21 protein-coding genes are annotated in these 25,485 nt (G+C 65.8%); 18 read left to right on the forward strand and 3 right to left on the reverse strand.

Features of this window, described 5'->3' with window-relative positions; genetic code table 11:
• The first annotated feature begins 61 nt into the window (after positions 1 to 61).
• The 4 genes from ACXYMR_RS05780 (at position 62) to ACXYMR_RS05795 (ending at position 3,206) form a co-directional block, all read left to right on the forward strand.
• Positions 62 to 865 carry a hypothetical protein gene (locus ACXYMR_RS05780; protein WP_458941811.1) on the forward strand — a complete coding sequence of 268 codons (804 nt, stop codon included), beginning with the start codon at positions 62 to 64 and terminating at the stop codon, positions 863 to 865.
• Positions 862 to 1,503: a hypothetical protein gene (locus tag ACXYMR_RS05785; RefSeq protein ID WP_458941812.1), complete on the forward strand. Its 642-nt coding sequence runs from the start codon at positions 862 to 864 to the stop codon at positions 1,501 to 1,503. Before ACXYMR_RS05780 ends, ACXYMR_RS05785 begins: the two co-directional genes overlap by 4 nt.
• A 224-nt stretch (positions 1,504 to 1,727) precedes the next feature.
• The gene (locus ACXYMR_RS05790) at positions 1,728 to 2,033 is read left to right on the forward strand and encodes a hypothetical protein (RefSeq protein ID WP_458941813.1); all 306 of its coding nucleotides are present in this window, start codon (positions 1,728 to 1,730) and stop codon (positions 2,031 to 2,033) included.
• Positions 2,034 to 2,339: 306 nt separating this feature from the next.
• On the forward strand, positions 2,340 to 3,206 hold the full coding sequence (locus ACXYMR_RS05795) for a hypothetical protein (RefSeq protein ID WP_458941814.1): 867 nt from the start codon (positions 2,340 to 2,342) through the stop codon (positions 3,204 to 3,206).
• A gap of 91 nt (positions 3,207 to 3,297) precedes the next feature.
• Here the strand turns inward: ACXYMR_RS05795 and ACXYMR_RS05800 are convergent, their stop codons facing one another.
• Positions 3,298 to 4,689, reverse strand: coding sequence for a M24 family metallopeptidase (locus ACXYMR_RS05800; RefSeq protein ID WP_458941815.1), 1,392 nt, complete (start codon positions 4,687 to 4,689; stop codon positions 3,298 to 3,300).
• A gap of 391 nt (positions 4,690 to 5,080) precedes the next feature.
• Between ACXYMR_RS05800 and ACXYMR_RS05805 the strand changes: the two genes are divergently transcribed.
• The 5 genes from ACXYMR_RS05805 to ACXYMR_RS05825 all read left to right on the forward strand — a co-directional run bounded on the left by ACXYMR_RS05805 (position 5,081) and on the right by ACXYMR_RS05825 (position 14,026).
• The gene (locus tag ACXYMR_RS05805) at positions 5,081 to 7,672 is read left to right on the forward strand and encodes a TonB-dependent receptor (protein ID WP_458941816.1); all 2,592 of its coding nucleotides are present in this window, start codon (positions 5,081 to 5,083) and stop codon (positions 7,670 to 7,672) included.
• Positions 7,673 to 7,758: 86 nt separating this feature from the next.
• A complete protein-coding gene (locus ACXYMR_RS05810; RefSeq protein WP_458941929.1) occupies positions 7,759 to 9,765 on the forward strand; it encodes a tetratricopeptide repeat-containing sulfotransferase family protein in 2,007 nt (668 codons plus the stop codon).
• 2 nt (positions 9,766 to 9,767) lie between these two features.
• The gene (locus ACXYMR_RS05815) at positions 9,768 to 11,366 is read left to right on the forward strand and encodes a BCCT family transporter (protein WP_458941817.1); all 1,599 of its coding nucleotides are present in this window, start codon (positions 9,768 to 9,770) and stop codon (positions 11,364 to 11,366) included.
• A gap of 58 nt (positions 11,367 to 11,424) precedes the next feature.
• Positions 11,425 to 12,159 carry a DUF305 domain-containing protein gene (locus ACXYMR_RS05820; RefSeq protein ID WP_458941818.1) on the forward strand — a complete coding sequence of 245 codons (735 nt, stop codon included), beginning with the start codon at positions 11,425 to 11,427 and terminating at the stop codon, positions 12,157 to 12,159.
• A gap of 10 nt (positions 12,160 to 12,169) precedes the next feature.
• Positions 12,170 to 14,026, forward strand: coding sequence for an LVIVD repeat-containing protein (locus ACXYMR_RS05825; RefSeq protein ID WP_458941819.1), 1,857 nt, complete (start codon positions 12,170 to 12,172; stop codon positions 14,024 to 14,026).
• A gap of 236 nt (positions 14,027 to 14,262) precedes the next feature.
• On the opposite strand, the gene ACXYMR_RS05830 is transcribed toward ACXYMR_RS05825, so the two are convergent.
• Positions 14,263 to 15,069, reverse strand: a complete 807-nt coding sequence (locus tag ACXYMR_RS05830) for an undecaprenyl-diphosphate phosphatase (RefSeq protein WP_458941820.1) — start codon at positions 15,067 to 15,069, stop codon at positions 14,263 to 14,265.
• Positions 15,070 to 15,215: 146 nt separating this feature from the next.
• Between ACXYMR_RS05830 and ACXYMR_RS05835 the strand changes: the two genes are divergently transcribed.
• The 4 genes from ACXYMR_RS05835 (at position 15,216) to ACXYMR_RS05850 (ending at position 19,148) form a co-directional block, all read left to right on the forward strand.
• Positions 15,216 to 16,187 (forward strand): cation diffusion facilitator family transporter, encoded by a 972-nt coding sequence (locus ACXYMR_RS05835; RefSeq protein WP_458941821.1) that lies wholly within the window; start codon positions 15,216 to 15,218, stop codon positions 16,185 to 16,187.
• A gap of 36 nt (positions 16,188 to 16,223) precedes the next feature.
• A complete protein-coding gene (gene fzlA / locus ACXYMR_RS05840; protein WP_458941822.1) occupies positions 16,224 to 16,901 on the forward strand; it encodes an FtsZ-binding protein FzlA in 678 nt (225 codons plus the stop codon).
• Between the two features lie 17 nt (positions 16,902 to 16,918).
• Positions 16,919 to 18,031 (forward strand): tRNA epoxyqueuosine(34) reductase QueG, encoded by a 1,113-nt coding sequence (gene queG / locus ACXYMR_RS05845; protein WP_458941823.1) that lies wholly within the window; start codon positions 16,919 to 16,921, stop codon positions 18,029 to 18,031.
• A gap of 121 nt (positions 18,032 to 18,152) precedes the next feature.
• Complete coding sequence (locus ACXYMR_RS05850) at positions 18,153 to 19,148, forward strand: GGDEF domain-containing response regulator (protein ID WP_458941824.1); 996 nt, start codon at positions 18,153 to 18,155, stop codon at positions 19,146 to 19,148.
• Positions 19,149 to 19,151: 3 nt separating this feature from the next.
• Here ACXYMR_RS05850 and ACXYMR_RS05855 read toward each other — a convergent pair whose 3' ends face one another.
• A complete protein-coding gene (locus ACXYMR_RS05855; RefSeq protein ID WP_458941825.1) occupies positions 19,152 to 19,838 on the reverse strand; it encodes a hypothetical protein in 687 nt (228 codons plus the stop codon).
• Positions 19,839 to 20,015: 177 nt separating this feature from the next.
• On the opposite strand from ACXYMR_RS05855, the gene ACXYMR_RS05860 reads away from it, so the two are divergent.
• The 5 genes from ACXYMR_RS05860 (at position 20,016) to ACXYMR_RS05880 (ending at position 25,437) form a co-directional block, all read left to right on the forward strand.
• Entirely contained in the window at positions 20,016 to 21,161 is a 1,146-nt protein-coding gene (locus tag ACXYMR_RS05860; protein WP_458941826.1) for a glycosyltransferase family 4 protein, read from the forward strand.
• On the forward strand, positions 21,158 to 22,147 hold the full coding sequence (locus ACXYMR_RS05865) for a glycosyltransferase family 9 protein (protein WP_458941827.1): 990 nt from the start codon (positions 21,158 to 21,160) through the stop codon (positions 22,145 to 22,147). The genes ACXYMR_RS05860 and ACXYMR_RS05865 overlap by 4 nt, the downstream gene beginning before the upstream one ends.
• 155 nt (positions 22,148 to 22,302) lie before the next feature.
• Positions 22,303 to 22,842: a translation initiation factor IF-3 gene (gene infC / locus ACXYMR_RS05870; protein WP_458941930.1), complete on the forward strand. Its 540-nt coding sequence runs from the start codon at positions 22,303 to 22,305 to the stop codon at positions 22,840 to 22,842.
• Between the two features lie 186 nt (positions 22,843 to 23,028).
• Entirely contained in the window at positions 23,029 to 24,801 is a 1,773-nt protein-coding gene (locus ACXYMR_RS05875; RefSeq protein WP_458941828.1) for a hypothetical protein, read from the forward strand.
• Between the two features lie 180 nt (positions 24,802 to 24,981).
• The gene (locus ACXYMR_RS05880) at positions 24,982 to 25,437 is read left to right on the forward strand and encodes a MerC domain-containing protein (RefSeq protein ID WP_458941829.1); all 456 of its coding nucleotides are present in this window, start codon (positions 24,982 to 24,984) and stop codon (positions 25,435 to 25,437) included.
• The last annotated feature ends 48 nt before the right edge of the window (positions 25,438 to 25,485 follow it).

Consider the following 25,485-nt stretch of genomic DNA (forward strand, 5'->3'; position numbering starts at 1 on the left):
TGGTGCACCAATATCCGTCTATTAGATGACAAATTTAGCAACCGGACCTAGTTTGGATGTGATGACGACGAAATTTCAGCCCATTAATAGCGACCATGCCATCGAAAGCGTGAGCTGGGTGCTGGAATATGACGCAGAGTTTTCAAGCGAAGCGATAGCCCAGCTACAAAATCAACACGAACTTTGGCGAAACCGCCTGCCTGCCGTTCGGCGCCCTAAAGGTTTCGCCGTGAGCGTGGAAGATGAGACAGTGCGCGCAGTGACGCTTCCTGGGGTAGAATTCGCCTATCTCATGCCAGATGGCCAACCAATATGGGCACTGCGGTTCGTCGGACGAGAACTTGTTATTGAGTGTCGTCGCTACAGCCGCTGGGCGAAGGTTCGTGACCAAGCCTTGGAATTGCTTCGGGCAGCGTGTTCTATCGATATCGAAAGCCCGAAACTGAATACCCCCAAAAAGCTATCCTTGAAGGTTCTTGATGCCTTTCTCAATTTCGATAGCGACTACGATCTAAAGGAATTGTTCGTTCCGAATAAATACCTGTCTGAGCACTTGTTTTCGGTCGGACCCGATTGGCACCTATATACTGGCTGGTTCGACAGGATCAGCGACGAAAGAGTGCTGCAAAACATAAATATCGACGCGGTGAGCCGAAGCGGTGCGAATGGTCCTGCGGACAGCGTGAAGTTCTTACATTCTTTGACTGCGTTCCCGGATGCTACTAAGGGTGGTGCTCAGTGCGATGAATTCATTGAGTGGGTCACTGGGCTAGTTGAGGCCCTACACGTCGAAAACAAGGCGATGATGGAGGTTTTCCTCCAGCAAGAAATTCAAACAGCGATTGCGCTCCAGGGGAAGAAATGACTGCGCTTCAAAAGTACGAAGGCGTCCACGCTACTGAAGCTTTAGGGTCTTTAGGCTCGCGAGGTGCACTCACGCATGCCTCTCCTTTAAGTGACGGCATTAAGATAAACGGGTGGGTCGTTTCCACCCAGCACGGCGGAAGTGCGGCAACCACCAGTTTTTCCAGCAACTTTTTTCTCTTGCCGACGTCATTTGAATTTCCCCAAGCGGGCAGCAGGCTGAATGCGCCTGGAGTGCCAGCCCGTCCGCAAGATGGCACAAACGGATTTCATGCTCGTTTTGAGCGAACCTTAAAGGATTTGGGGCGTCTCGTTGATGGCTGGGCAGGAGAAGGTTCGTTGGCTCCTTCAGAGGCGATCCTGCTCGAGCTGGAGACTGTAGCAGTTGGAGCGATCCCCAACGACTGTGCATTGCCCGAAGTTGAGGTCGAAGATGACACCGGGGCGGTCACGTTGCGCTGGACGTCGGAAAATAGAGACAAGCAGATTTCGATGTTTTTGGGCGGCACAGGAACGGTCATTCTGGTAGCTGTCGACATTGACGCTGGGGTTGCCGAAAGCCCCCGCACTTTTGAGGCTTCTCCTGAGGGATTGCGCGGTCTTTTTCGGGCCATCCAAGAGTTTAATCTCCCCCGCTGAGCTGCATGTCTCCTTGCGACTGTGAAACCGAACAACAGCATGAACATTCACCTGGTCTGGTCGCGGACGGGGAAACGGTTTGCCGTGGAGCGTATTGGCCAATCGCCTACAATGAAAAGTCGGGCAATTTGAGCGCTCAAATTGTGCGGCCGTTGGACTTGTTCTTAGGGAAGCTTTCAATCTGGAGACAAGATCGCGATGCGGACTTCGGCCTAGAAGGAGTGATGAACGAGCTTGTAGCGCGTGGTCCGGCCGAAAAACCCCTAAAGGCAGTGATTGGCTTGCTCGCTCAAGAGGTTCGAGCGCTGAGGATGGCCAATTACGATACTCAAGTTTTTTGCGTCACTGACGATTGTGAGACAGACGAAGCTGGTGGCTGGCACCCTGAGCATGCAGGGATCAAGCTTGCTAACATCGATGGCGTCGAATGGGACCGAGCAGGTGCGGAGTTCATTGCGGCTAAAGAGCTACTCGTCGCTAAGTTCAAGGCCAACGTTGTCTGTAATATTTACCCTCGCGTGCCGGCGTAATTTCTGTTCCAATATCGTCCCTATCCACTGTTCCAATTTCCCTTGACCCTTCTGATACCTCTGCAACAATTTCAATATGTTACAAGGAGATCGGTCTTGAGCTTCCCTTCCCTCTCTCTCCGCCACTATCCCCCGCAATCCCCGTGACAGGGCGTCCACCCGCTTGAAGGCTTCGGCCCCAGGGCAGGGGTGTCGTGCTTGTTGTCCCGGCTTGTGCCCCATCATGGGTTGTGCTCAGGTCGGCCTTGCAACGCAACCAGGCGGACGCGGTCGGAAACCGGTGTCAGCCATTTCCAGGGGGAATTCATGAAGTATTTGGCAGCGCTGGCCGTGCTCGGCACGGTCGCGACGGGGGCGGTTGGCGCCGACGAGGCGTGGCGGTCGCAATCGGGCGACATCATCTATCTGGAAGACCGCGAGGATGTGGCCATCTTCCGGCAGGGCGATCCGATCTCCGGCCCCCGGCACCTGTACTTTCCGGGCCTCGCGCGCGACGGGGTGGACCGGGCCGGCACCACTTTCTACGGCTACTGGATCGATGCCGACGAAACCGGTCGGAAAACCCGCTGGGACCGCTGCGGCGCCACCCTGAGCGGCGCGGACGGCATCACATCCGATCAGTTCGGCATGATCGAGATCGAGTTTGACCACGCCGGCTTCCCGAGCGGGTTCACGGCTGCGTCCGGCACCTGCTTCGCCCCGGCCATGGAGAATGTCTGGCGCGCCGAGCCGGCCATGGACCTGGACCCGGTGGCGACGGGACTGGTCACCCCGCAGATGTTGGCCGGGACATCCGGTGCTGCCGACTGCATCGGCGACAGCATCTTCCCGCTCTCCACGCCGTTCGATTTCCGCCCCGACACGAATTATTATTCGCCGTGCGGCGAGCATTACCTGCGCTTCCAGTCGGACGGCAATCTGGTCATCTACACCCGCTCGGGGCGGCCGATCTGGGCCCTCAACTCGCTGGTCAATTACAGCCCGAATGCGCGGGCGAGCTTCCAGTCCGACGGCAATCTGGCGACCTATGACGGCCGCGGGCGCTATGTCTGGTCGGCCAGGCATGTGGCCTCGCCGCCCGGCAGTCGCCTCGAATTCACCGCTCAGGGTGAATTGCACATCGTCGGGCCGGATGGCTCGGTCCTGTGGAATAGCGGCCGCCAGTCGCGCTGACGCCACCGGGACGCCTGACAATGCCCGACGCCCGCCCCCGCACCGGGGCGGGCGTTCTGCATGGGGCCGTGAGCGCGACCGCCCGGCCCGGTCAGTCGCCCGAGGGAATCAGCGTCAGCTCGGTCTGGCGTCCGTCCAGGAAGCGCACCCGTTCGCCATCGAAAAAGGCATTCTCCTCCGACCGGAAATCCACCCGCTGGCCATCCCACTCGGGCACGGCGCTGTAGGATGTCAGCTCGATCGACCAGGCCGTGTCGGCATGGATCGGATAGGCTCCTCGCGGGTCGCCGTCCTGATTGTCCCAGAAACCGATCGCGGTGCCCGCGCCGTGGCCGTGCGTGCCGATCGGGTGGGTGTATATGGAGACGTCGAGACCTTCCGCCTCCGCCTGGGTCCGGGCCCGCGCCAGCACCTCATTGCCGCTCAGCCCGGTCTCGAACTGGGCGAGCAGGATGTCCTGCACCCGGTTGGTCACGGCGAGGCCGCGGCGCAGGCCCTCGGGAGCCTCGCTTTCGCCGGGCTTGAGAACATAGGCGAGGTGCTGGGTGTCGGTGTTGAGGCGCAGATGGGTGAGGCCGAAATCGGTCCACAGCAGATCGCCGGGCTCGATCACCGTGTCGCCGCGCAACATGTCGACCTCGCCGGCGCGCTGGATCGTCACCGAGGGGTGGAACCAGGGAGCCAGGCCGAGCCGCGAAAGCGACTCGCGATACCACCATCTGACATCGTCCGCCGTGGTCTCGCCCGGCGTAATCACGGCGCGCGAGAAGGCCTGCCCGATGAGCGCGTGGGCGATGCGCACGATGCCGGGATAGAGCTCCATCTCCATCGGCGTGCGGGTTTCCAGCCAGCGCACGGCCAGGGTTTCGCCGGACACGATGCGCTCCTGGTACGGCTGCGGCAGCGCCGTGGTCAGCGCGCGGTACTGGCTCAGCGTCATGCCGTCGCCGAAGGCGGTCAGATCGGAGGTATTGATGGCGATGGTGGCCGGGTCGCGCTCGGCGATGATGTCGGCCACGGCCTGCCACTGATCGGGTTGCACGTCCGGATCCCATGCCGGTTCGAACAGGCCGGCGAGGCCGTAGCGGCTGACCGTCAGGCGTTCGACCGGCTGTCCGTCGCCGGGGTCGAAGAAGATCAGTATGGTGCGGCGCCGGGCGTGCATGCTGTTGGCGTCGAGCAGCGAGGCGACCACCGGTTCCTCGAAATACTCGCGTGCCATCAACAGCCACATCGACACGCCGTTCTCGCGCATGATCTGCGGCATGACCCGGTCCAGGCGGTCGGCCAGGATGGCGTCAATCAGCTCGGCCCGCTCGCGCAGGGGCAGGATGGCCGGCAGGGCCGGGGCGAGCTGTTCGGTGTCCTGCATCCCGATGTCCGACAGGGCCGGCCCGTCGGGTTCGGCCGGCTGGGCCGGGGCCGGAGCGAAGAGTGTCACCGCGGAGGCAAGCATGCCCCAGAGAATTGCCCGAAACATCATGATTGCTGGTCCCCAAGCCGTCTCACCTGTTCGGCAATGGGCACTATGTCGGCGGGGCCGGCAAGAGTGATGGTCGAGTTCGGATCGGGGCGGGGTGATGGAATGCCGCGACTTCCGAGGCGCGGCCGGTCCCGCGCCAGCGGCTTTTCGGTCGTGCGCTGGCGGGCCAAAAAGATTGAGCACATTCCACTTAGTTGGTCGCTGTTGTTCTGCTGCAACACATATAGGTTGCTGATTTTACATGACTGTAAGCACCGAGAGATGGTTTCCTTCTGCCACCGGCGCGATTCAGGCCGGCATTTCTTCTTCGTGTTCAAATAAAATCTAGGCACACCGGCCGCTATCGCTTAGACCCCCATTCAGTCTAGCTGATTGAAAGGCCTGAGCTCCGATGCTGAAACAACGCGCCCTAGCTTCCACGGTACTGTCCGCCGCCTCCCTGCTTGCGCTTGGCGGAGGCGCCACCCTGGCCCAGGGGGTCGACGTGATCACCGTGACCGCGACCAAGACGGAGCAATCGACCCAGGATATCCCGGTGGCGGTCAACGCCATGCCGGAAAGCGTGCTCGAGGAGCTGCGCGTCGACGTGTTCACCGATTACCTTCAGCAATTGCCCGGCGTCACCGCCGGCGGCTCCGGTCCCGGCCAGAGCACCATCTACATCCGTGGCCTGGCCTCGACGACACCCAATCTGACCACCGCCGGCGTGGCCGGCCTGGCCCCCAATGTCGCCTTCTATCTCGACGAGCAGCCGCTGGCCCAGCCGGGCAGGAACCTCGACATCTATGCCGCCGACCTGCAGCGCATCGAGGTGCTGCCCGGGCCGCAGGGCACGTTGTACGGGTCCAGCTCCCAGGCCGGCACGGTGCGCCTGATCACCAACCGCCCGGTGATGGGCGAGTTCGAGGCTTCGGCCAGTTTCGGCACGTCCTTCACCGAGGGCGGCGAGATGAGCAACAAGGTGGAAGCGGTGGTCAACCTGCCGCTGGCCGACACCTTTGCCCTGCGCGGCGTGGTCTATTCCGACAATCAGGGCGGCTATATCGACAATGTCGCCGGGACCCGCGACGCCTCGGCTTCGGCCCGCTTCCGGCCGGCCGGCACAATGCGGGACAATGGCGTTCCGGTCAGCCCGCAGCGGGCCGGCTTCCAGTCGACCGCCGACCTGTCCGGCGTCACCTTCCTGGAAGCGGACAACACGGCGCTGGTCGAGGATGATTTCAACGACACGAGCTATAACGGTTTCCGGGTCAGCGGCCTGTGGGATCTCAGCCCGGAGTGGAGCCTGCTGGTCAGCCATTCCCGCCAGCAGATGGAATCCGAGGGCGTGTTCTTCGAAGATCCCGAGCTCGACGATTACGAGATCCAGCGCTTCGCCGACGACCAGATCGACGACGAGTTCTCCAATACCAGCTGGACCCTCGAGGGCCGGCTGGGCATGCTCGATATCGTCTACACGGGCGCCTATACCGACCGCGAAACCACCCAGCGCGTCGACTACACCGACTATCTCTTCGTCGGCCAGTACCTGCCCTACTACATCTGTGACGGCTCGGTGAGCTATCCCGGCGCGGCCAACCCGTCGGGCACCTGCCAGGCGCCCAACCTCTATGTCGACAGCCTGACCGAAACCAAGGTCCAGACCCATGAATTCCGGGTCACCACGCCGCAGGACCGGCGCTGGCGGGTGACGGCCGGGGTGTTCTATTCCGACCTCGAACTGGCCGAGCGCAATGACTTCACCTATCCCGGCTCGCTGAGCGCGCAGCTGTGGAATCCGGGGCCGGGCTTCACGCCGAACTTCCCCTTCACCACAGGCTATTTCTCGGACCCCGGCCCGTTCCCGCCCGGCGTCATCTTCCGCAATGACGTGCTGCGGACCGATGAGCAGCAGGCCGTGTTCGGCGAGTTCACCTATGACCTCACGGAGACCTTCTCGGTCACCGTCGGGGCGCGCTGGTATGATATCGAAGTCGACCTGGCCGGCAGCGCCAATGCCTCGTTCTGCAACGGCTTCCAGTCGGACGCCGATGCCTTCGGTACGGACATTTCCGACCTCTATAACGGTGACGGGGCGGTCACTTTCCGCGGCTCGTGCAACACGGCCGACCATATCACCTACACCGACCCCAACACGCCGGGCATTCCGGCCTCCGTCGCCGCCGCCCTGGCAGCGCCCGATGCGGCGCGGACCGACGGCGTGATCACCAAGCTGACCGGCACGTGGCGGCCCACCGTCTCGACCCTGTTCTACGCCACCTATTCGGAAGGCTTCCGGCCGGGCCTCCTGAACCGGCCGGGCGGCGCGGCAGGCCCGAACGGCTATACCGTGCCCTTCGCGCTCGATACCGATGACGTGACCAATTACGAGATCGGCTGGAAGACCGACCTGCTCGACAACACGCTGCGCCTGAACGGCTCGGCTTTCTTTGTCGATGTGGAGCGCCTGCAGACCACGATCTTCGATCCGAGCATCACCAACCTGTTCTTCTCGGACAATGCGGCCAATGCCGAGATCCGCGGTATCGAGGGTGACTTCATCTGGGCGCCGAACGAGATGCCGGGCCTGACCGTGGCCGGTGCCTTCTCGATCCTCGACACCGAGATCACAGAGGTGCTGGTGCCGACCAATGATGTGGTGGCCGGCTCCGAGCTGGCTTTTGCACCGAACTTCCAGGCCAATCTGCGGGCTCGCTATGAGTGGACGATCGGCAATGGCTGGCTGGCCCATGTGCAGCCGCAGATCGTGCATTCCGACGACAGTGTCAGCGACGTCATCGAGATCAACAAGGCGGTGCTCGACAGCTATACGCTGGCTCACTTCTCCACCGGCGTCACCACCGACCAGTGGCGGGTCGAGCTGTTCGTTGACAACCTCACCAATGAGCACGCCCAGATGAGCAATAATTTCGTCTATGACCGCGAGCGTGTCACCGTGGCCCGGCCGCGGACCTGGGGCGTGCGCGTGGGCGTCGACTTCTAGGCGAGCATTGCAACCGCTAGAGTGCTGACAGGTCAGCGTGCCGCGAGGCGCGCTGGCCTGTGTGTCACAAGGAGCCCGGATTGACCGTGCCGCCGCAGGACGTCCACAGCGACAGTCATGACGAGACCGTGAAGCGCGCCCGCAAGGCCTTGATGGCGGGTGAGTTCGAAAGCGCGGCCCGGGCCCTGGAGCCGGTCCTGAAAGCCGTCCCGGACCATGTCGAGGCGCTTTATGCGGCAGCGGTCTGCGAGCGCTACCGGAAGGACTATGCCGCGGCTGCCGAACGTCTCGCCGCGCTCAAACGCGCAGCCCCGGAATATGGCCGCGCCTATCAGGAAGAGGGCCACCTGCTGAAAGCGCAGGGACGAACCGGCGAGGCCCTCGACGCCTATGCCCTGGCCTGCCGTTTCAACCCGGCCCTGCTGGCCAGCTGGCAGGCCCAGGCCGAGCTTCATCGCGAACTCGGGGCCGACGAGGCCGCGGCGCACGCCACGCAGCAGGCCGAGCGCCTGCTGGCCTTGCCGAAAGAGGTGGTTGCGGTCACCAACCTCTTGGCTGAAGGCAAGCTTTTGAAGGCGGAACAGCTGTGCCGCGGCTTCCTGGTCAAGCATCCGCGCCATGTCGAGGCCATGCGCCTGCTGGCCGAGATCGGGGTTCGCCTCGGCGTCCTTGACGACGCCGAATTCCTGCTCGAAAGCGCCCTCGAATTCGAGCCCGACAATATCCAGGTCAGGCTCGACTACGTTCAGGTTCTGCGCAAACGCCAGAAATTCGAGGCGGCTCTGGAGCAGGCCCGACGGCTGCATGACAGCGATCCGGACAGTCCCGTGTTCAACTCCCATCTTGCCATTGAATGCATGCAGACCGGCGATTACGAGCGGGCCCTGTCCCTGTTCGACGCGGTGCTGTCACAGCGTCCTGACGACCCGCTGGTGCTGACGTCCAAGGGGCATGCGCTCAAGACCATGGGGCGGCACGACGACGCCGTGGCGGCCTATCACCGGGCCGTCGAGATCCGCCCCGATCACGGCGATGCCTGGTACGCCCTGGCCAATCTCAAGACCTACCGCTTCGACGCCGCCGAACGCCGCCGCATGGAAGCGCTGGAAGCCGGTGTCGGCCTGCCGCACCAGGACCGCATCCATCTCTGTTTCGCCCTCGGAAAGGCCTGGGAGGACGCCGGCGATGCCGATCGTGCCTTCGCCTTCTATGAGCGCGGCAATTCGCTCAAGCGCCAGCAGGCGCGCTATACGTCCGAGCAGATGGAGGAGGAGTTCGCGGCCCAGAAGACCTGGTGCACCAGCGACCTGTTCGCGGTCCAGGGCGGGCAGGGCGATCCGGCCCCCGATCCGATCTTCATCGTCGGCCTGCCGCGCGCCGGCTCGACCCTGCTGGAGCAGATCCTGGCCTCTCACAGCCAGGTCGACGGCACGCTGGAGCTGCCCAACATCCTGTCGATGGCGCACCGCCTGCGCGGCCGCCGGATGATGACAGACCGGACGCGCTACCCGCGCATCCTGCATGACCTGTCGCCGGACCAATTGCGCGAGATGGGCCGGGAGTATCTCGCCTCGACCCGTATCCACCGCGCCGGAGCGCCCTTCTTCACTGACAAGATGCCCAACAACTTCAGGCATATCGGCCTGATCAAACTGATCCTGCCCAATGCCCGCATCATCGATGCCCGGCGCGAGCCGATGGCCTGCTGTTTCTCCGGCTTCAAGCAGCTCTTCGCCGAGGGCCAGGAATTCACCTATGGCCTTGAGGAGGTCGGGCGCTACTATCGGGGCTATGTCGACCTGATGGCGCATTGGGACCGGGTGCTTCCCGGCCAGGTGCTGCGGGTCCACTACGAGGACGTGGTCGACGATTTGGAGACCCAGGTCCGGCGCATCCTCGATCATTGCGGCTTGCCGTTCGAGGCCTCCTGCCTCGACTTCCATGCCACCGACCGCGCCGTCCGCACGGCCAGCTCCGAGCAGGTTCGTCAGCCGATCAATACGGCGGGTCTGGAATCCTGGCGCCCCTTCGAGGCCCATCTCGCGCCCCTGCGCGAGGCGCTCGGCCCGGCCCTCAGCACTTACAAGGCCTGATCATGCCCAAGCGTTTCTACAAGACCGATTACGAGACCGGACAGGACAATGTCTCGCTGCTCGGCCTCGACGTGCACAACCCGGTCTTCTTCATGGCGGCGCTCGCCATGACGGTGTTCATCGGTTTCACCTTGGCCATGCCCGACCTGACATCGCTATGGCTGCTGGCGACCCGCGACTGGGTATTGCGCACCTTCGACTGGCTGTTCGTCTCGAGCGTCAACCTGGTCTTCCTGTTCTGCCTCGTCGTCATGCTCTCGCCGATGGGGCGGCTGCGCATTGGGGGCCGTGAGGCCAGGCCGGATTTCTCCACCAAGTCCTGGTTCGCCATGCTGTTCTCGGCCGGGATCGGCATTGGCCTCATGTTCTGGGGCGCCGCGGAACCGCTGGCCTACTACACCGGCTGGTTTGGCACTCCGCTCGGCGTCGAGGCGCGCACCGAGGCGGCGCACCAGCTTTCTCTGAGCGCGACCATGTTCCACTGGGGTCTCAATGCCTGGTCGATCTATGCGGTCATGGGCCTGGCGCTGGCGTATTTCACCTTTTCAAAGGGCTTGCCGCTGACCGTGCGCTCGGCCTTCTATCCGCTCCTGGGGGACCGGATCTGGGGCTGGCCGGGTCACATCATCGACCTTCTGGCCGTGGTCGCCACCCTGTTCGGCCTGGCCACGAGCCTGGGGCTCGGTGCCCAGCAGGTCGCCAGTGGCCTGGAATTCCTGTTCGGCATCGATGCCGGCATCATGGTCCAGATCCTGATCATCGCCTTCATCACCTTGATCGCCATCATCTCCGTGGTGCGCGGGCTCGATGGCGGGGTGAAGGTGCTGTCCAACGTCAACATGGTGATGGCCGCCGTCTTCATGCTGTTCGTCATGGTCGCCGGCCCGACAGCCCTGATCGCCAGCGGTGTACTCGACAACACGCTGGCCTATCTGCGCGACTTCATCCCGCTGTCCAACTGGATCGGGCGCGACGACATGGAGTGGTTCCACGGCTGGACCATCTTCTACTGGGCCTGGTGGATTTCCTGGTCGCCCTTCGTCGGCATGTTCATCGCCCGCATTTCCAAGGGCCGCACGGTGCGCGAATTCCTCGCCGCGGTGATCTTCGTGCCGCTGGTGGTCACAGTGCTGTGGTTCTCCACCTTCGGCGAGACGGCCCTGTACCAGGCCGAGAACGGTATCGGCGCGCTGCCCGACGGCATCAGCGACATCTCGCTGGTGCTGTTCCAGATGCTGGAAAACCTGCCGATGACCCAGCTCATCTCCGGCCTCGCCGTGATCCTGGTGCTGGTCTTCTTCGTCACCTCTTCGGACAGCGGCTCCCTGGTCATCGACAGCATCACCGCCGGCGGCAAACTGCACGCCCCGGTGCCGCAGCGCGTGTTCTGGGCGACCGTGGAAGGCCTGGTGGCCGCCATGCTGCTTTATGGCGGCGGGGCTCAGGCCCTGCAGGCGCTGCAGGCGGGTGCCATTTCCGCCGGCCTGCCCTTCACCCTCATTCTCCTGGTCTGCTGCTTCAGCCTGTGGAAGAGCCTGAGCTCCGACTACAAGGCCCTGCGCAAGCTGGAGGCGGCAGAACAGGGCGCGGCAAACGGATAGAGGGTGGAGGCGGCTTGCCTTTGCCCCGGCCTTGGCCAATTCTCCGTGGCAGGGGGAAATGATGGTCACCACCGGATCCGATCGCACGAGGCCATGGGGCGCTGCCGCTGCCGTTTCGATGGCGGTGCTGATGGTCGCCTGCGGCCAAGACCCGTCCCGGCCGACTGGGCCGGGCGACGGTGAGGCCGGGGCGTCTGCCCGCATCATCCAGCCCGGCGCGCCGGGCGAGGCGTCGCGCGCGATCAGTGCCGAGCAATCCCTGGCGCTGGGGCAGAGCCGGTATGTCGCGGCGGATGCCGACTTCATGCGCCACATGATCGTCCACCACGCCCAGGCGGTGGAGATGGGTCAGCTGGCCGAGACCCGCACGGACACGGAACGCCTGCTCCGCATGGCCGACCGCATCGCCCGCTCTCAGGAAACCGAGATGGCGATGATGCGCACCTGGCTCGAGCGCCGCAACGAAGCCACCGCCATGCCCAGCCATCATTCCGGCCACGCCATGGCCGACATGCCGGAACCGGCGGCGCCGTCCGAAACACCGCTCATGCCCGGCATGCTGTCACCGGCCGACATGGCGCGGCTGGCGGCCAGCCAGGGCGTCGAGTTCGACCGGCTCTACCTGCGCGGCATGATCCGTCACCACCAGGGTGCGCTCGACATGGTCGACGCCCTGATGGCCCAGCCGGGCGCCGGCGAGGATCCCGAACTGTCCGAATTCCTGTCGGCCGTTGTGGCCGACCAGTCCACAGAAATCCTGAGAATGCGTAACATGTTGGCCGACATCGGCTGAGGGGGAGACCATGACCAATTTCAAACGTTCTGCATCACTGGCAGCCATCGCCCTGGCCCTGGCCGTGGGCGCCTGTTCGCGCGACAGCGGCGAGGAAGGCCTGCCGGACGACCCGGCCATCGCCGAGCCGCGCGATGCCGCCAATGCAGCCACGCCGCCGAGCCGCGAAGGCCTGGCGCCGGGGTTGTGGGATGCCGGCGAGGCGGTCTGGAACCTGACCCTGATCCACTCCGAGCGCACGCCTGAGGGTTTCGTCCAGACCGATGCCCTGTGGTCGCCGGCCGTCGAGGGGGCGCTGTTCGAGGCCCAGCAGGCCGGCGAGGAGACCGAGCGTCCGCCAAGCCCGATCTCCTTTGCCAATTCGGACATGGCGATTTCCGGCAATCGCGTGGTCATGGGCAATTGGCACGGCTTCAATGTGTTCGAGAGCCGCGAGGACGGCACGCTCGAGCATGTCCTGTCCGTGGTCTGTCCGGGCGGCCAGGGTGATGTCAGCATCCATGGTGACCTGGTCTTCCGGTCCGTCGAGGACAATCGCGCGCGTTTGGACTGTGGCACCGAGGCGGTCGAGGACGAGGTCAGCGCCGACCGCTTCCGCGGCGTCCAGATCTTCGACATCGCCGACATGGCCAATCCGCGCCAGGTCGCGGCGGTGCAGACCTGCCGCGGCTCGCACACCCATACCCTGGTGCCCGGCGGCGAGGATGCTGACACGCTCTACATCTACAATTCCGGCACTGCCGGCGTGCGCCCGACCGACGAGCTGGACATCTGCTCGGATGGCGAGCCGGAGGAAAATCCGGACACCGCGCTGTACTCGATCGACGTCATCGCCGTGCCGCTGGCCAATCCGGCCGAGGCGGCCATCGTCAACCGTCCGCGCATCTTTGCCGACGCCGAGACCGGCGAGATCGCCGGCCTGTGGCGCGGCGGCGCTATCGAGGAGGACGGCCAGGAGTCCAGTGTCACCAACCAGTGTCACGACATCACCGTCTATCCCGACATGGGACTGGCCGCCGGCGCCTGCTCGGGCAATGGCATCATCCTCGACATTTCCGACCCGGTGAACCCGACCCGGATCGCCGAGATGTCGGATTCCAACATGGCCTACTGGCATGCCGCCCTGTTCAACAATGACGCCACCAGCGTCGTCTTCACCGACGAGTGGGGCGGCGGTCTGGGGGCGCGTTGCCGGTCGCAGGACCCGGACGAGTGGGGTGCCAACATCATTGCCACGCTGGGCGAGGACGGCCTCGAGGCGCAAAGTTACTTCAAGATCCCCAACACCCAGTCGGAGCAGGAGAACTGCGTCGCCCACAATGGTGCCCTGATCCCGGTGCCGGGTCGCGACATCATGGTCCAGGGCTGGTATTCCGGCGGCCTTACCGTGTTCGACTTCACCGATCCGGCCAATCCGGTCGAGATCGCCTTCTTCGACCGCGGCCCGCTCGACGGCGAGGAGCTCTACCTGGGCGGTCACTGGGCGGCCTACTGGCACAATGGCCGCATCTACGCGCCGGAGATCGTGCGCGGCATCGACGTGCTGGCGCTGCAGCCGAGCGTCCATCTCAGCCGCAACGAGATTGCCGCGGCCGAACTGATCCGCTTCGAGGAAACCAACCCGCAGGTCCAGGTCCGTTTCGAATGGCCCGACCACCCAGTCGTCGCGCACGCCTATCTCGACCAGCTCGAGCGCGGCGACGCCATCGGGGCGGGTCTGCTGGAGCGGGCCCGCGCTGCGGTAGACGCAGAGGCTGGCGATCCGGCCCTGGCGGTCGAGCTGCGCGAGGCGGCTGTGGCAGCTGACAATGAGCCCGATGCGCGGCGTTACCGGCGAGTGGCGGACTGGCTCGGCCGGACCGGGTAGGGCTGACAGAACAAGACAGATTGTTGGCAGGGCGGGGCGGTGGTCCCGCCCTTTCTCTCGTCCGTGACCATTGAGCGCGCCTGCGCTCAGATCGGCCTTGTTGCCATGCCGGGATTTCGCCTTGAGGCCCTTGGCTTGGCGAGGAAACAAGGCTGACCCCTGCCGATAGGGGAATGATCAGGCAGTGAAGAGCGAGGGCGCTCGACGGGTTGAATCCGCCGGCGAAATTTCCGGCCTCACCCCAGCCACAGCCAGCCCAGCAGCGCCAGGCCCAGCGCCACCCGGTAGATCACGAAAGGCAGGAAACCGACCCTGTCCACGAGCCGCATCAGCACCGAGATTGCGGCGAGGGCGGCGATGAAGGACAGGCTGGCGACCACCAGCCCGTCGGCGAGGCTCGCTGTACCGCCGTCGCCTAGGGCCAGCTCGATGCCCGAGACCAGCGCGAAGGCGCCGATCACCGGGATCGCCATCAGCATGGAAAAGCGGGCGCTGTCGGCGCGCTTGAGGCCGAGCGCCCGGCCGGCGGTCATGGTGACGCCGGAGCGCGAGGCGCCGGGGATCAGGGCGAACAGCTGGGCCACGCCGATCAGCGCCGCCTGTTTGAAGCCCATCGTCTCTACCGTGTCGACCTCCCTGCCATAGCGATCGGCCAGCCACAGCGGCAGGGCGAACACCAGGGTGGCGATGGCGATGACCAGCGGCGAGCGCAGGGCGTCCACCAGGTCGAAGGCGTAGAGCCCGGCGGCGGCGATGAAGATCGGCGGCATCGAGGCGAAGATCAGCAGGGTGATGCGTCCGCCCGGCGTGATCCGGCCCGTGACCAGCTTGATCTTGCCGGCGATGATGCCCGCCACGTCGCGGCGGAAATAGACCAGCACCGCCAGCAGCGAGCCGCCATGCGCCATGATGTCGATCAATGGGCCCTGGTCGGCTTCACCCAGGACATCCGGGGCCAGGATGAGGTGCGCCGAAGACGAGATCGGCAGAAACTCGGTGATGCCCTGAACCAGGGCAAGCAGGACGAGATAGAACAGGCTCATGGGGACAGTCCGCGCCGGAGGGAAGCGGGCATACTTTCCCACTTGGCCGAGGAAGGCCAGCCTGCAATGCGCCCTTGCGCGGGCGCGCGCCATCATTGACGCCGCTTTGCAGCGCGCCCTAAACCGGAGGGCCTGAAGGATATTGCATGCCCCACGACCACGCATCCCATTCCGGCGGCCCCGGCCGCCTGAGCCCGGCCGAGGCGCTGAAACATTCCGGTCGCGCCGCCCGGGCCTCGGTGGCCGTCGCCCTGGTGCTGACCCTGACCAAGGCCGTGGTCTGGTGGATGTCAGGCTCGGTGGCGCTGCTCGCCTCGATGGCCGACAGCCTGCTCGACCTGACCGCCTCGGTGACCGTCTATTTCGCCGTGCGCTATGCCGCCGAGCCGGCCGATGCCGAGCACCGCTTCGGCCACGGCAAGGCCGAGGCTTTCGCCGGCGTGGCCCAGGCCCTGTTCGTGGCCGTGTCCGCCGCCCTGCTGCTGCGCGAGGGCATCAGCCATGCCATCAATCCGGTCGCCATCGAGGCTTCCGGATGGGCCCTGGGGGTGATGGTGCTGTCGATCGTGCTGACCATCGGCCTGGTGGTCATCCAGACCCGTGCCATCGCCAAGTCCGGCTCGGTCGCCATCGAGGGAGACCGGGCGCACTACTTCTCCGACCTGGCCAGCAATGTCGTGGTGATCGCCGGCATCGCCGGCTCGGTTTTCCTGGGCTGGGGCCGGCTTGATGCGCTGGCGGCGCTGGCCGTGTCGCTCTGGCTGTTCTGGACCTCCTGGCAGGTGGCGCGCGGTGCCGTCGACCAGCTGATGGACCGCGAACTGCCCGACGACGAACGCGAACGCATCCGCCGCGTCGCGCTGAGCGATCCGCGCATTCTCAACCTGCACGAATTGCGCACTCGCGCCTCCGGCCCGCTGATCCACATCCAGTTCCACATGGGCGTTGATCCCGGTCTCTCCCTGGCCGAGGCCCACGCCATCCTGGTCGATTGCGAACGCCGCATCCTCGAGGCCTATCCGGCCGCCGACATCCTCATCCATGTCGACCCGGTCGGTGCCGCCGAACCGCACGGTGCCGAATTCTTCCAGCGCCAGGAGGCCGGTGATGAGCGCTGACCGGTCCGTCCTGGGAATTGTGGGGAGGCGCTGAGCATGCGCATCCTGCATCACTGGCCCCTCGACCCGTTCTCCCGCCAGGTCCGCCTCGTGCTGGAGGAGAAGTCGCTGCGCCACGAAGCCCGCACGGCGGCACCCTGGGAGCGCCCGGAAGAGCTCCTGAAGCTCAACCCGGCCGGCCTGACTCCGGTGCTTGAAGACGAGAGCGGTGGCGGGCGCCGGGTCATCGTCGAGACGCGGGCCATTCTCGAATATCTCGAGGAGACCACGCCCAGTCCCTGCCTGTTGCCCGGCGGCCCGGCCGAGCGCGCCGAGGCGCGCCGCCTGCTGGACTGGTTCGACCGCAAGTATGACGGCGAGGTCAACGCCTACCTGCTGCACGAGAAGCTGGAAAAGCGCACCCAGGGCCTGGGCTCGCCCGACCCGGCCGCCCTGCGGGCCGGGCGGGAGCATCTGCGCTGGCACCTCGACCACATGGCCTGGCTCCTGGAAAGCCGCGACGGCCTGGCCGGTCCGCGCTACACGCTGGCCGATATCGCCGCCGCCGCCCACCTGTCCTGCGCCGACTATCTCGGTGACGTGCCGTGGGACGAGTTCGAAACCGTCAAATCCTGGTACCAGCGGGTCAAATGCCGCCCCGCCTTCCGCGGCCTGCTGGCCGACAAGCTGCCCGGGGTCACGCCGGCGGCGCACTATGCGGACCTGGACTTCTAGAGCGAGGGGCCGTCGCGATGACACCCGACGCCGTCAAATCCCTGGCTGTCGAGATCGGCTTCACCGATGTCCGCATATGCCGTGCCGACGAGGCCTGGCTGGCCGGGCAGCGGCTGGCGCAATTCGTCGCCGAGGGCCAGCACGGCGAGATGGCCTGGATGGCGGACACACTGGAGCGCCGCCAGCATCCCACCGCGATGTGGCCGGACGCCCGTTCGGCGGTCGTGGTCGGGCTCAATTACGGGCCGGATTTTGACCCGATGCCTCTGCTCGAGCGGCGCAGCGAGGGCGTGATCAGCGTGTACGCCCAGAATGCCGATTATCACGACCTGCTGAAGAAGCGCCTCAAGCGCCTGGCCCGGGCCTTTGCCGAGGCCACCGGCGAGGCGGTCAAGGTGTTCGTCGACACGGCACCGCTGATGGAAAAGCCGCTGGCGGAAAAGGCCGGTCTGGGCTGGCAGGGCAAGCACACCAATCTGGTCAGCCGGGCGCACGGATCCTGGCTCTTTCTCGGGGTCATGCTGACCGCCGCCGAGCTCGAACCCGATGCGGCCGAGAGCGACCATTGCGGCTCGTGCCGCAAATGTCTCGACGTGTGCCCCACCGACGCCTTCCCGACCCCCTACCGGCTTGATGCCCGGCGCTGCATTTCCTACCTGACGATCGAGCACAAGGGGCCGATCCCGATCGAGTTCCGCCGCCCCATGGGCAATCGCATCTATGGCTGCGACGACTGCCTCGCCGTGTGTCCGTGGAACAAGTTCGCCACCACCTCGGTAGAGGCGGCTTTCCATCCCCGTCCGGAATTGCGCGGCCCGCTGCTGGCGGACCTCGCCGCCCTCGACGATGCGGCCTTCCGCCAGGTCTTCACCGCCTCGCCGATCAAGCGTGTCGGGCGGGATCGTTTCGTACGCAATGTCATGATTGCCATCGGCAATTCCCGTGATCGATCGCTCGTGCCGAGCGCGCTCGAGCGGCTTGACGACGCATCGGCCCTGGTGCGCGGGGCCGCCGTCTGGGCCCTCGGCGAATTGGCGCCCGACCAGGCGAAAGCCGAGGCGGCGGAACGGGCCGGGCACGAGGCGGATCCCGATGTGCAAGCCGAATGGGCGGGGTTGGCGGCCGGCTAGCGCCCGGGAGGCCAACGCCCGGCAGGCGTGTTGATTGGATGTTATCCTTTTCACCGCTACAAGCGAGGCGGGGCTGCGTGGAAGCACGCAAAGGAATACTGGGGCAAGGAGACGACCGGGAATGTCAAACGCAGGACAGCCTGCCAGACCGGCACCGCCTAAGCTCATCGATGAAGGCATGTCCTTCGACGAGGTGCTGTCGGTCCTGATCTGCGAAAGCAGCCAGGTGCAGGTGCGCATTCTGAGCCGGGTTCTCGAAGAGGCCGGCTACAAGGTCCATACCGTTTCCAGCGCCGAGCAAGCCCTCGAAACCCTTCGCGCCATGCCGATCGACATATTCCTGACGGGCATTGAGGTCGGGGCCGTGAACGGGCTCGAGGCGTGCTGGACGCTGAAGTCCGACAGCGAGACCAAATCCGTCTACACCATCGTGCTGACCGCGTCCGGCGAGGATCGCCGGCTCGAGGAATCGCTTGATGCCGGGGCCGACGACTTCATCCGCAAGCCGGTCAACATGACCGAATTGCGGGCCCGCCTGCGTGCCGCCTCGCGGCTGGTGCGCATGCAGAAGCAGTTCCGCCGCATGGCTGAGACTGACAGCCTGACCGGCACCGCAAACCGCCGCGCCTTCATGCAGTACCTGGAAGTCCAGGTCGACCGCGCCGGCAAGGAAGGCAGCGACCTGTCCGTGATCATGGTCGATCTGGACCACTTCAAGACCATCAATGACACGCACGGCCATGCCGCCGGTGATGCCGTGCTGATCGAGACCGTAACAACGGTTCAGCGCTGCCTGCGCGAGCGCGACCTGCTCGGGCGCCTGGGCGGCGAGGAGTTTGCCGTTGTGTTGCCGGGCGCAAGCCGCAGCGCCGCGGCCCGGGCCGCCGAGCGCATCCGCGCTGCCATCGCCGCTCTGCGCCTGAAAAGCGAGGCCGGGGCCGACATCCCGGTCACCGCCAGCCTTGGCGTGGCTCCGTTGCTCGGAAACGGTTCCCTGGAAACCGGGGAAACCCTGCTCCAGCTGGCCGACGACGCGCTCTACGTGGCCAAGGAGACCGGCCGCAACCGGGTCGAGTTCGCACCCGAGCCCCCCGCGGCGCAAAAAGCCACCGCCTGATCGCTATTCGGCGTCCGCGCTGGCCGTCCCGGTCAGGCGCCGGGCCTCGATGATGCGGCCGCGCAGCACCAGCAAATCGATGTCGTCCGGGGCCAGCTGACGGGCCTGTTCGAGGTCCGCTTGGGCGGCGTCGAAATCGTCGCGCGCCAGGTGATATTCGCTGCGCAGCCGCCAGCCGTCCACAGCGCCTGGGGCCAGGTTGATCAGCCGGTTGGCGTCGATGGCCAGCGCGGACACCTCGCCTGCATCGAGATGCAACTGTGCTCGCGCGGCGCGCGCCGCCAGGGAATCCGCGTCCAGCTCGAGGGCGCGCTCATAGGCCGCCAGCGCCGCTTCCTCATTGCCGGCCTGACGCCAGGCATCGCCGGCTTCGACCTGCAGGCTGACCCGGTCCGCCTCGGTCAGGCCCGGCCGCGGCTCCGCCACCAGATCATCGAGGACCGCCGCTCCGACCGCCGCCTCGCCAAGCGCCACATAGGCCAGCGCCGCGCACACGTCCGGGGGCCAGCCACCGCCGGTCTGTTGCCAGGTCTGAGCCGCTTCCAGCGCGGCGGCCGGGGCGTCCTCGACCTGCAGCAGGCAGGCCTGGTAGCGCCGCGTCTCGGCCTCGCGGGCGGTTTGCGCAAGGACGGAAGGAGAGGCGGCGAGGGCCAGGGCCAGGCCGGACAGGCAGAGAGCAGGCAGACGCATGACGGGCAACCGGGATAACGATGACACAAGACCGAAACGCTAGGCGCGGGCGCGCCGCAGGTCCAGAGTGGCGGGCAGGGCGCGGTCGAGGTTTGTCTTCGCCGGGAACATATGGAAGAAGTCGTGTCCTGGGCCCTTGGGCGGGCCGGGCAGGGGCATTCGGGGGCACAAGCGGACATGATCGTGTTGCAAGTCATTCCCCAGCTCGATGCGGGCGGTGCCGAGCGGACGACTCTGGAAATGGTCGAGGCGATCCGGGCCGAGGGCGGCACCGCGCTGGTGGCCAGCCAGGGTGGCCGCCTGGAAGGCGAGCTGGAAGCCCTGGGGGGCGAGCTGATCCGCCTGCCCCTGGCCAGCAAGAACCCGTTCGTCGCCTGGTCCAACACCAATGCCCTGGCGCGCCTGATCGAGGCCCGCGACATCGATATCGTGCATGCCCGCTCGCGCGCGCCGGCGTGGAGCGCCAAATGGGCCTGCGGCCGCACCGGCGCCCATTTCGTCACCACCTATCACGGCACCTACAACGCCCGCAGCGCGCTCAAGAAGCGCTACAATTCGGTTATGGCGGCCGGCGAGCGGGTGATCGCCAATTCCGAATTCATCCGCGACCATGTCAGCGAGCGCTATCCCGAGGCCATCGACCGTCTGCGCGTCATCCCGCGCGGTGTCGATCTCGCGCGCTTCGATCCCGAGACGGTCAGCGAGCAGCGCGTCGGCGCCCTGCGCGACAGCTGGTCGCTGCCGGCTACAGATGGCCCGCTGATCCTGCTGCCGGCACGCCTGACCGCCTGGAAAGGCCAGCGCGAGGCCATCCGGGCGCTCGCCCTGCTGCACGAGCAGCCCGATCTGGGGCGGGCCTGCCTGGTCCTCGCCGGCGATGCCCAGGGCCGCGACGCCTATGTCGACAGCTTGCTGGACCTGGCGCGCGAACTCGGCGTGAGTGACCGGGTCCATCTGGTCGGGCATTGCTCGGACATTCCCGCTGCCCTGGCCGCCGCCGACCTGGTCCTGACCCCGTCCGTCGAGCCGGAAGCGTTTGGTCGCACCGCGGCGGAGGCCGGGGCCATGGAGCGTCTGGTCATTGCCGCCGACCATGGCGGGGCCCGTGAAGTGGTGCGCCACGCAGAGACCGGCTGGCGTGTGCCGCCGGGCGATGCCGAGGCGCTGGCGGCGGCCATGGCCGGGGCGCTTGCCCTGCCGGCCGAGGCCCGGCGCGAGATGCAACGGCACGCGCGCGCCCATATCGTTGAAAACTATTCGACAGCCGCCCTGCAAGCGGCGACTTTGCGTGTCTATCACGAGGTCCTAAACTCGCAGCCATGAGCGAACCACAGCGCGACATCACCTATATCCTGCATTGGGGCGACCTGACCTCGACGGTCCGCATGCTGGCCTCTGCCGAGGCGATCCGGCAGGCCTTCCGGCGCGACCGGATCATCCTGCTGTCCCGGCCGGACTATGAGGGCTTTCTCAAGCACTGTCCCTTCTTCAACGCCATCGAGACCGATGCCGTGCCGGACACCCGGCCGCTCATGGGCCTGCGCGACAAGCGTATCAAGCTCAACAAGCCGGCCCGGGTCTTCGACCTCGTCGGCTCGGCGGATTCGCGCCGTATCAAGCGGGCCTTCCGTTTCTCGCGCTGCGCCTGGCACGAAGTGGTGGCCAGTGGCGATGAGACCATTCACCCGGTCGACGAGGTGGCCGGCCGCCTCAACCGGGTGCTCGGCTGGCAGCCGCACAGCTATCCGCTGGGGGCCGCGCCGCCGCCGGATGCCTCCTGGGTCGATTACCTGGCCCGCAAGTCGCGCATGCTTGACCCGGAATATTTCGGCCTCAACGGTCCGTTCGCCCTGCTCGCGCCGGCCGGATCCGAGGTCAAGCCGGCCGATCGCTGGCCACAGGAGAACTGGGCGGCGCTGTCGCACGACCTGCTGGAGCTCGGTATCACGCCGGCCCTGGTCGGTGGTCCGGACACCCGGGATGTCGGTCGTTACGTGTCCCAGGTCACGCCTGGCGCCCGCGACATCACCGGCAAGGCCAAGCTGGCCCAGCTCGCCGGTTTGGCCCGCCGGGCCCGGTTCTGCTTCGGCGAGGATACGCCGCTCCTGCATCTGCTGGTCGCCTCCGGCACCCCGGCCTGCGCGTTGTACGGCGATGTCGGCGATCCGGCGCTCAATGCCCCGCGCGGGAACACTCCGGTGGTGCTGATGCACGCCGCCACCCTGGCCGATGTCGATCCGGCCGAGGCGGTTCGGGCGATGCGCTTTGCCGGCGGCATGACGGCGCGACCGGCTCCGGAGGCGGCATGAACCGCGTCTCGGGCTTGCCAATTGTGTTCATTTCACCATAGTGCGCCGCTCTCGCGGGAACCAAGCGCGCCGTCGAGCCATTTTAGGCTTGATCCGGCTGCGTCCCGGGGAGATACCAAGACTGATATTTCATTGGCCACAAGGGAGACAAGGCCATAGCCCGTAGACCGCACAATGCAGCGCCACCCAAGAAGGAAGGGCCGCGCACCAACCGGGATATCCGCGTGCCGCGGGTCCTCCTGATCGACGAAAACGGTGAAAAACAGGGTGTTATGCCGACCGAGGCAGCCCTGGAAGCGGCGTCCGAGGCCGGTCTCGACCTGGTCGAAGTCTCCCCCAATGCCGATCCGCCCGTCTGCAAGATCGTCGATTACGGCAAGCTGAAATACCAGGAACAGAAGAAGAAGGCCGAGGCCAAGAAGAAGCAGAAGACCGTCGAGATCAAGGAGATCAAGATGCGTCCGAACATCGATGTGCATGACTACCAGGTGAAGACCAAGGCCATGCACCGCTTCTTCGAAGCCGGCGACAAGGTCAAGGTGACGCTGCGCTTCCGGGGCCGTGAAATGGCTCACCAGGATCGCGGCATGGACATCATGAACCGCGTCAAGGAAGACTTCGCCGAAGTGGCCAAGGTGGAGTTCGAGCCCAAGCTCGAAGGTCGCCTCATGGTCATGGTGATGGCGCCGCGCTAGCGCGATACGGCGCATCGGCAGGTTTGCGAACGGCACCCTTCGGGGTGCCGTTTTGCGTTTCCGGACGGGCGTCTGGTCCCGTGGCCTATTCAGGCGCTGTTCAGGCGTGCCGATTTCTGATGCAATACAACAGATGACGCTGTGACCGGCGACTTACGCAGGTGCGCGCTTTTCGGGGGAATGACCATGTTGAGCAAATTTCTATCCGCAGCCAGCCTGGGCGCCGTGGCGCTGGCCATGCCGGCCCTGGCCCAGAGCCCGGACGCCACACCGGCCTATGGCGCCGTGCGCCTGTCCGCCGGTTTCGCCGAGGACCCGACCTCGATCGGGGTGCGCGCCGGCGGCGCCATCTATGCCGGCAATGTTTCAGAGCGCTGCATGGGTTACATCACCCACCAGCCGTCCTACCGCCTGACCTACCAGGCCGGCGGCCTGCCGCTTTTTCTGTCGGCCGCCTCCGACGCTGACGGCGTGCTCGTGGTCAACGGACCGGACGGTGAATGGTATTGCAATGACGACGCCGAAGACGAGATGATGGGGCTCAACCCGGGCCTGCGCTTCGACCGGCCGGCCTCCGGCGATTACAATATCTGGGTCGGCACACTGGGCTCCGGCAGCGGCTACGAGCCGGCCATGTTGCACATTTCCGAGGTCGGCTATGTGTCGCGCAACGATTATTCGCGCGGGCCGCGCCCCGGCGCCACGCCGCGGGCCGGCCGTGTCGAATTGCGCGCCGGCTTCGCCAACGACCCGCGCCGCATGGCGGTGCGCGCCGGCGGTGACCTCGATGCATCGCGCGGCACGGGCGGACAGTGCTGGGGCATGATCGGCGAAGCCCCGGACGTCCATCTCGACTATCGCGCCGACAGCGATGAGCGCCTTTACCTGTCCCTGCAGAGCGACGTCGACACCACGCTCGTGGTGCAGGCGCCGGACGGCAGCTGGCATTGTGATGACGACGAGGCCGGCGATCTCCAGCCGGGCGTCCGCATCGATGAGCCGCAATCGGGCCGCTACGCCATCTGGGCCGGTCGCTATTCCACCGGACCTGAGGTCGACGCCACGCTCTTCCTGTCCAATCAGGGCTTTCTCGGCGGGATCGACATCCCGGCCGAGCTCGACTATTCGGCCGCCTCGCGGTTCGGTTCGATCGAGCTGGCCGCCGGCTTCGCCCCGGACCCCTACAATGTCGACCTCACCGGCGGTGGCAGTGTCGACGTCTACGAGGCCATCGGCGAGAACTGCCGCGGCTTTGCCACCACCGAACCGTCCTTCGACCTGACCTATGAGGCCGGGGATTTCGACCTCTACATCTCGTCCAGCTCCAATGGCGACGGCACGCTGGTGGTCAATGCTCCGGACGGATCCTGGTGGTGTGATGATGACGGCGCCGGCGACCTCAATCCGGGCCTGCGCTTCGACGCCCCGATGTCCGGCCGCTACGACATCTGGGTCGGCACCTACTCGGAGAACGATTCCGAGCCGGCCACCCTGCACTTCTCCGAGCTCGGCTTTGGCGGTGATTTCGGGCATGGCGCCCAGCTCGACGGCACTCTCAACCCGAATTTCGGCACCCATGCGATCGAGGCGGGCATTTCCGCCGATCCGACCCGCTTCGACGTCATCCCGGGCGGTGCCCTGGCCGCCGAGGAAGCCGCCGACCAGTCCTGCCGCGGCTATGTCACCGAGGCGCCGGACTTCATCATCGACTACACCGCGTCCAGCCAGCCGCTCGCCGTGTCGGCCCGCTCGAACATCGACACGACGCTCGTCGTCCAGGCCCCCGACGGACACTGGCACTGCGATGATGACAGCGCCGGTGACCGCAATCCCGGCCTGTTCATGGGGCGTCCGCAATCGGGTCGTTACGCGGTCTGGGTCGGCACCTATTCGGAAGGCGATGCCGGTGAGGCAGAGCTGATTATCGGCACGGACCGGCCCCACCATTCGGGGCACTAGGGACGCGCCTGCAAATCGCTGTTCAAAAGAGGGGGCGGGCCCGGCCGGGTCCGCCCCTTCTGCCTGTCCGCCACCCGGCCCGTGCAGGCGATCAGACAGCGCCCAACTTTATTTGCGGCGCCCCTTTGCAAGGGCGAAATGTTATACTATATCGTCCGCTCACCCGCAGGCGATCCCGTGATGTTTTCCCCCCGTTCCGCTTCTCGCAATTCGACCCGGCTCGATGCCGCCGGCATCGGCCTGTCGGCGCTGTGCGTCGCCCATTGCCTGTTCGTGCCGGCTGCCGCCGCGGCGACACCCATGCTGGCGCCGGGCCTCGGTGAGAGTCTGGGCTTGAGCCATGACTGGCACCTGGTGCTGCTGGCCTTTGCCGCGCCGGTCTCGCTGATCGGCCTCGGCTGGGGCATGCGCGCCACCCGTGCCGGCTGGACGGTCTTCGCGATCGGCTTGTTCGGCCTGGCCCTGATGGCGGTCGGTGCCAGCCACGTGGTCGGACCGGCCACGGAAACCGCTCTGACCCTGGTTGGCGTCACCATTCTGGCCGGGGCGCATGTCGCAAACTGGCGTGCTCGCAACCGGGCCGGTCATGTGCACGCCCGCGAGTGCGGCCTGTGCGAGCACGCGCCGGACGCCTGACCCGGCTGCATTCGCGACTCCGTTTGCCGCTTGCAATACCCGCCCAGC

It is taken from the genome of Maricaulis sp. CAU 1757, from assembly GCF_054482675.1.

Bases quoted from the DNA above. Each gene is read 5' to 3' on its own strand.
- ACXYMR_RS05780 (WP_458941811.1), top strand. From the start codon at position 62: ATGACGACGAAATTTCAGCCCATTAATAGCGACCATGCCATCGAAAGC.
- ACXYMR_RS05785 (WP_458941812.1), top strand. From the start codon at position 862: ATGACTGCGCTTCAAAAGTACGAAGGCGTCCACGCTACTGAAGCTTTA.
- ACXYMR_RS05790 (WP_458941813.1), top strand. From the start codon at position 1,728: ATGAACGAGCTTGTAGCGCGTGGTCCGGCCGAAAAACCCCTAAAGGCA.
- ACXYMR_RS05795 (WP_458941814.1), top strand. From the start codon at position 2,340: ATGAAGTATTTGGCAGCGCTGGCCGTGCTCGGCACGGTCGCGACGGGG.
- ACXYMR_RS05800 (WP_458941815.1), bottom strand. From the start codon at position 4,689: ATGATGTTTCGGGCAATTCTCTGGGGCATGCTTGCCTCCGCGGTGACA.
- ACXYMR_RS05805 (WP_458941816.1), top strand. From the start codon at position 5,081: ATGCTGAAACAACGCGCCCTAGCTTCCACGGTACTGTCCGCCGCCTCC.
- ACXYMR_RS05815 (WP_458941817.1), top strand. From the start codon at position 9,768: ATGCCCAAGCGTTTCTACAAGACCGATTACGAGACCGGACAGGACAAT.
- ACXYMR_RS05820 (WP_458941818.1), top strand. From the start codon at position 11,425: ATGATGGTCACCACCGGATCCGATCGCACGAGGCCATGGGGCGCTGCC.
- ACXYMR_RS05825 (WP_458941819.1), top strand. From the start codon at position 12,170: ATGACCAATTTCAAACGTTCTGCATCACTGGCAGCCATCGCCCTGGCC.
- ACXYMR_RS05830 (WP_458941820.1), bottom strand. From the start codon at position 15,069: ATGAGCCTGTTCTATCTCGTCCTGCTTGCCCTGGTTCAGGGCATCACC.
- ACXYMR_RS05835 (WP_458941821.1), top strand. From the start codon at position 15,216: ATGCCCCACGACCACGCATCCCATTCCGGCGGCCCCGGCCGCCTGAGC.
- fzlA (WP_458941822.1), top strand. From the start codon at position 16,224: ATGCGCATCCTGCATCACTGGCCCCTCGACCCGTTCTCCCGCCAGGTC.
- queG (WP_458941823.1), top strand. From the start codon at position 16,919: ATGACACCCGACGCCGTCAAATCCCTGGCTGTCGAGATCGGCTTCACC.
- ACXYMR_RS05850 (WP_458941824.1), top strand. From the start codon at position 18,153: ATGTCAAACGCAGGACAGCCTGCCAGACCGGCACCGCCTAAGCTCATC.
- ACXYMR_RS05855 (WP_458941825.1), bottom strand. From the start codon at position 19,838: ATGCGTCTGCCTGCTCTCTGCCTGTCCGGCCTGGCCCTGGCCCTCGCC.
- ACXYMR_RS05860 (WP_458941826.1), top strand. From the start codon at position 20,016: ATGATCGTGTTGCAAGTCATTCCCCAGCTCGATGCGGGCGGTGCCGAG.
- ACXYMR_RS05865 (WP_458941827.1), top strand. From the start codon at position 21,158: ATGAGCGAACCACAGCGCGACATCACCTATATCCTGCATTGGGGCGAC.
- ACXYMR_RS05875 (WP_458941828.1), top strand. From the start codon at position 23,029: ATGTTGAGCAAATTTCTATCCGCAGCCAGCCTGGGCGCCGTGGCGCTG.
- ACXYMR_RS05880 (WP_458941829.1), top strand. From the start codon at position 24,982: ATGTTTTCCCCCCGTTCCGCTTCTCGCAATTCGACCCGGCTCGATGCC.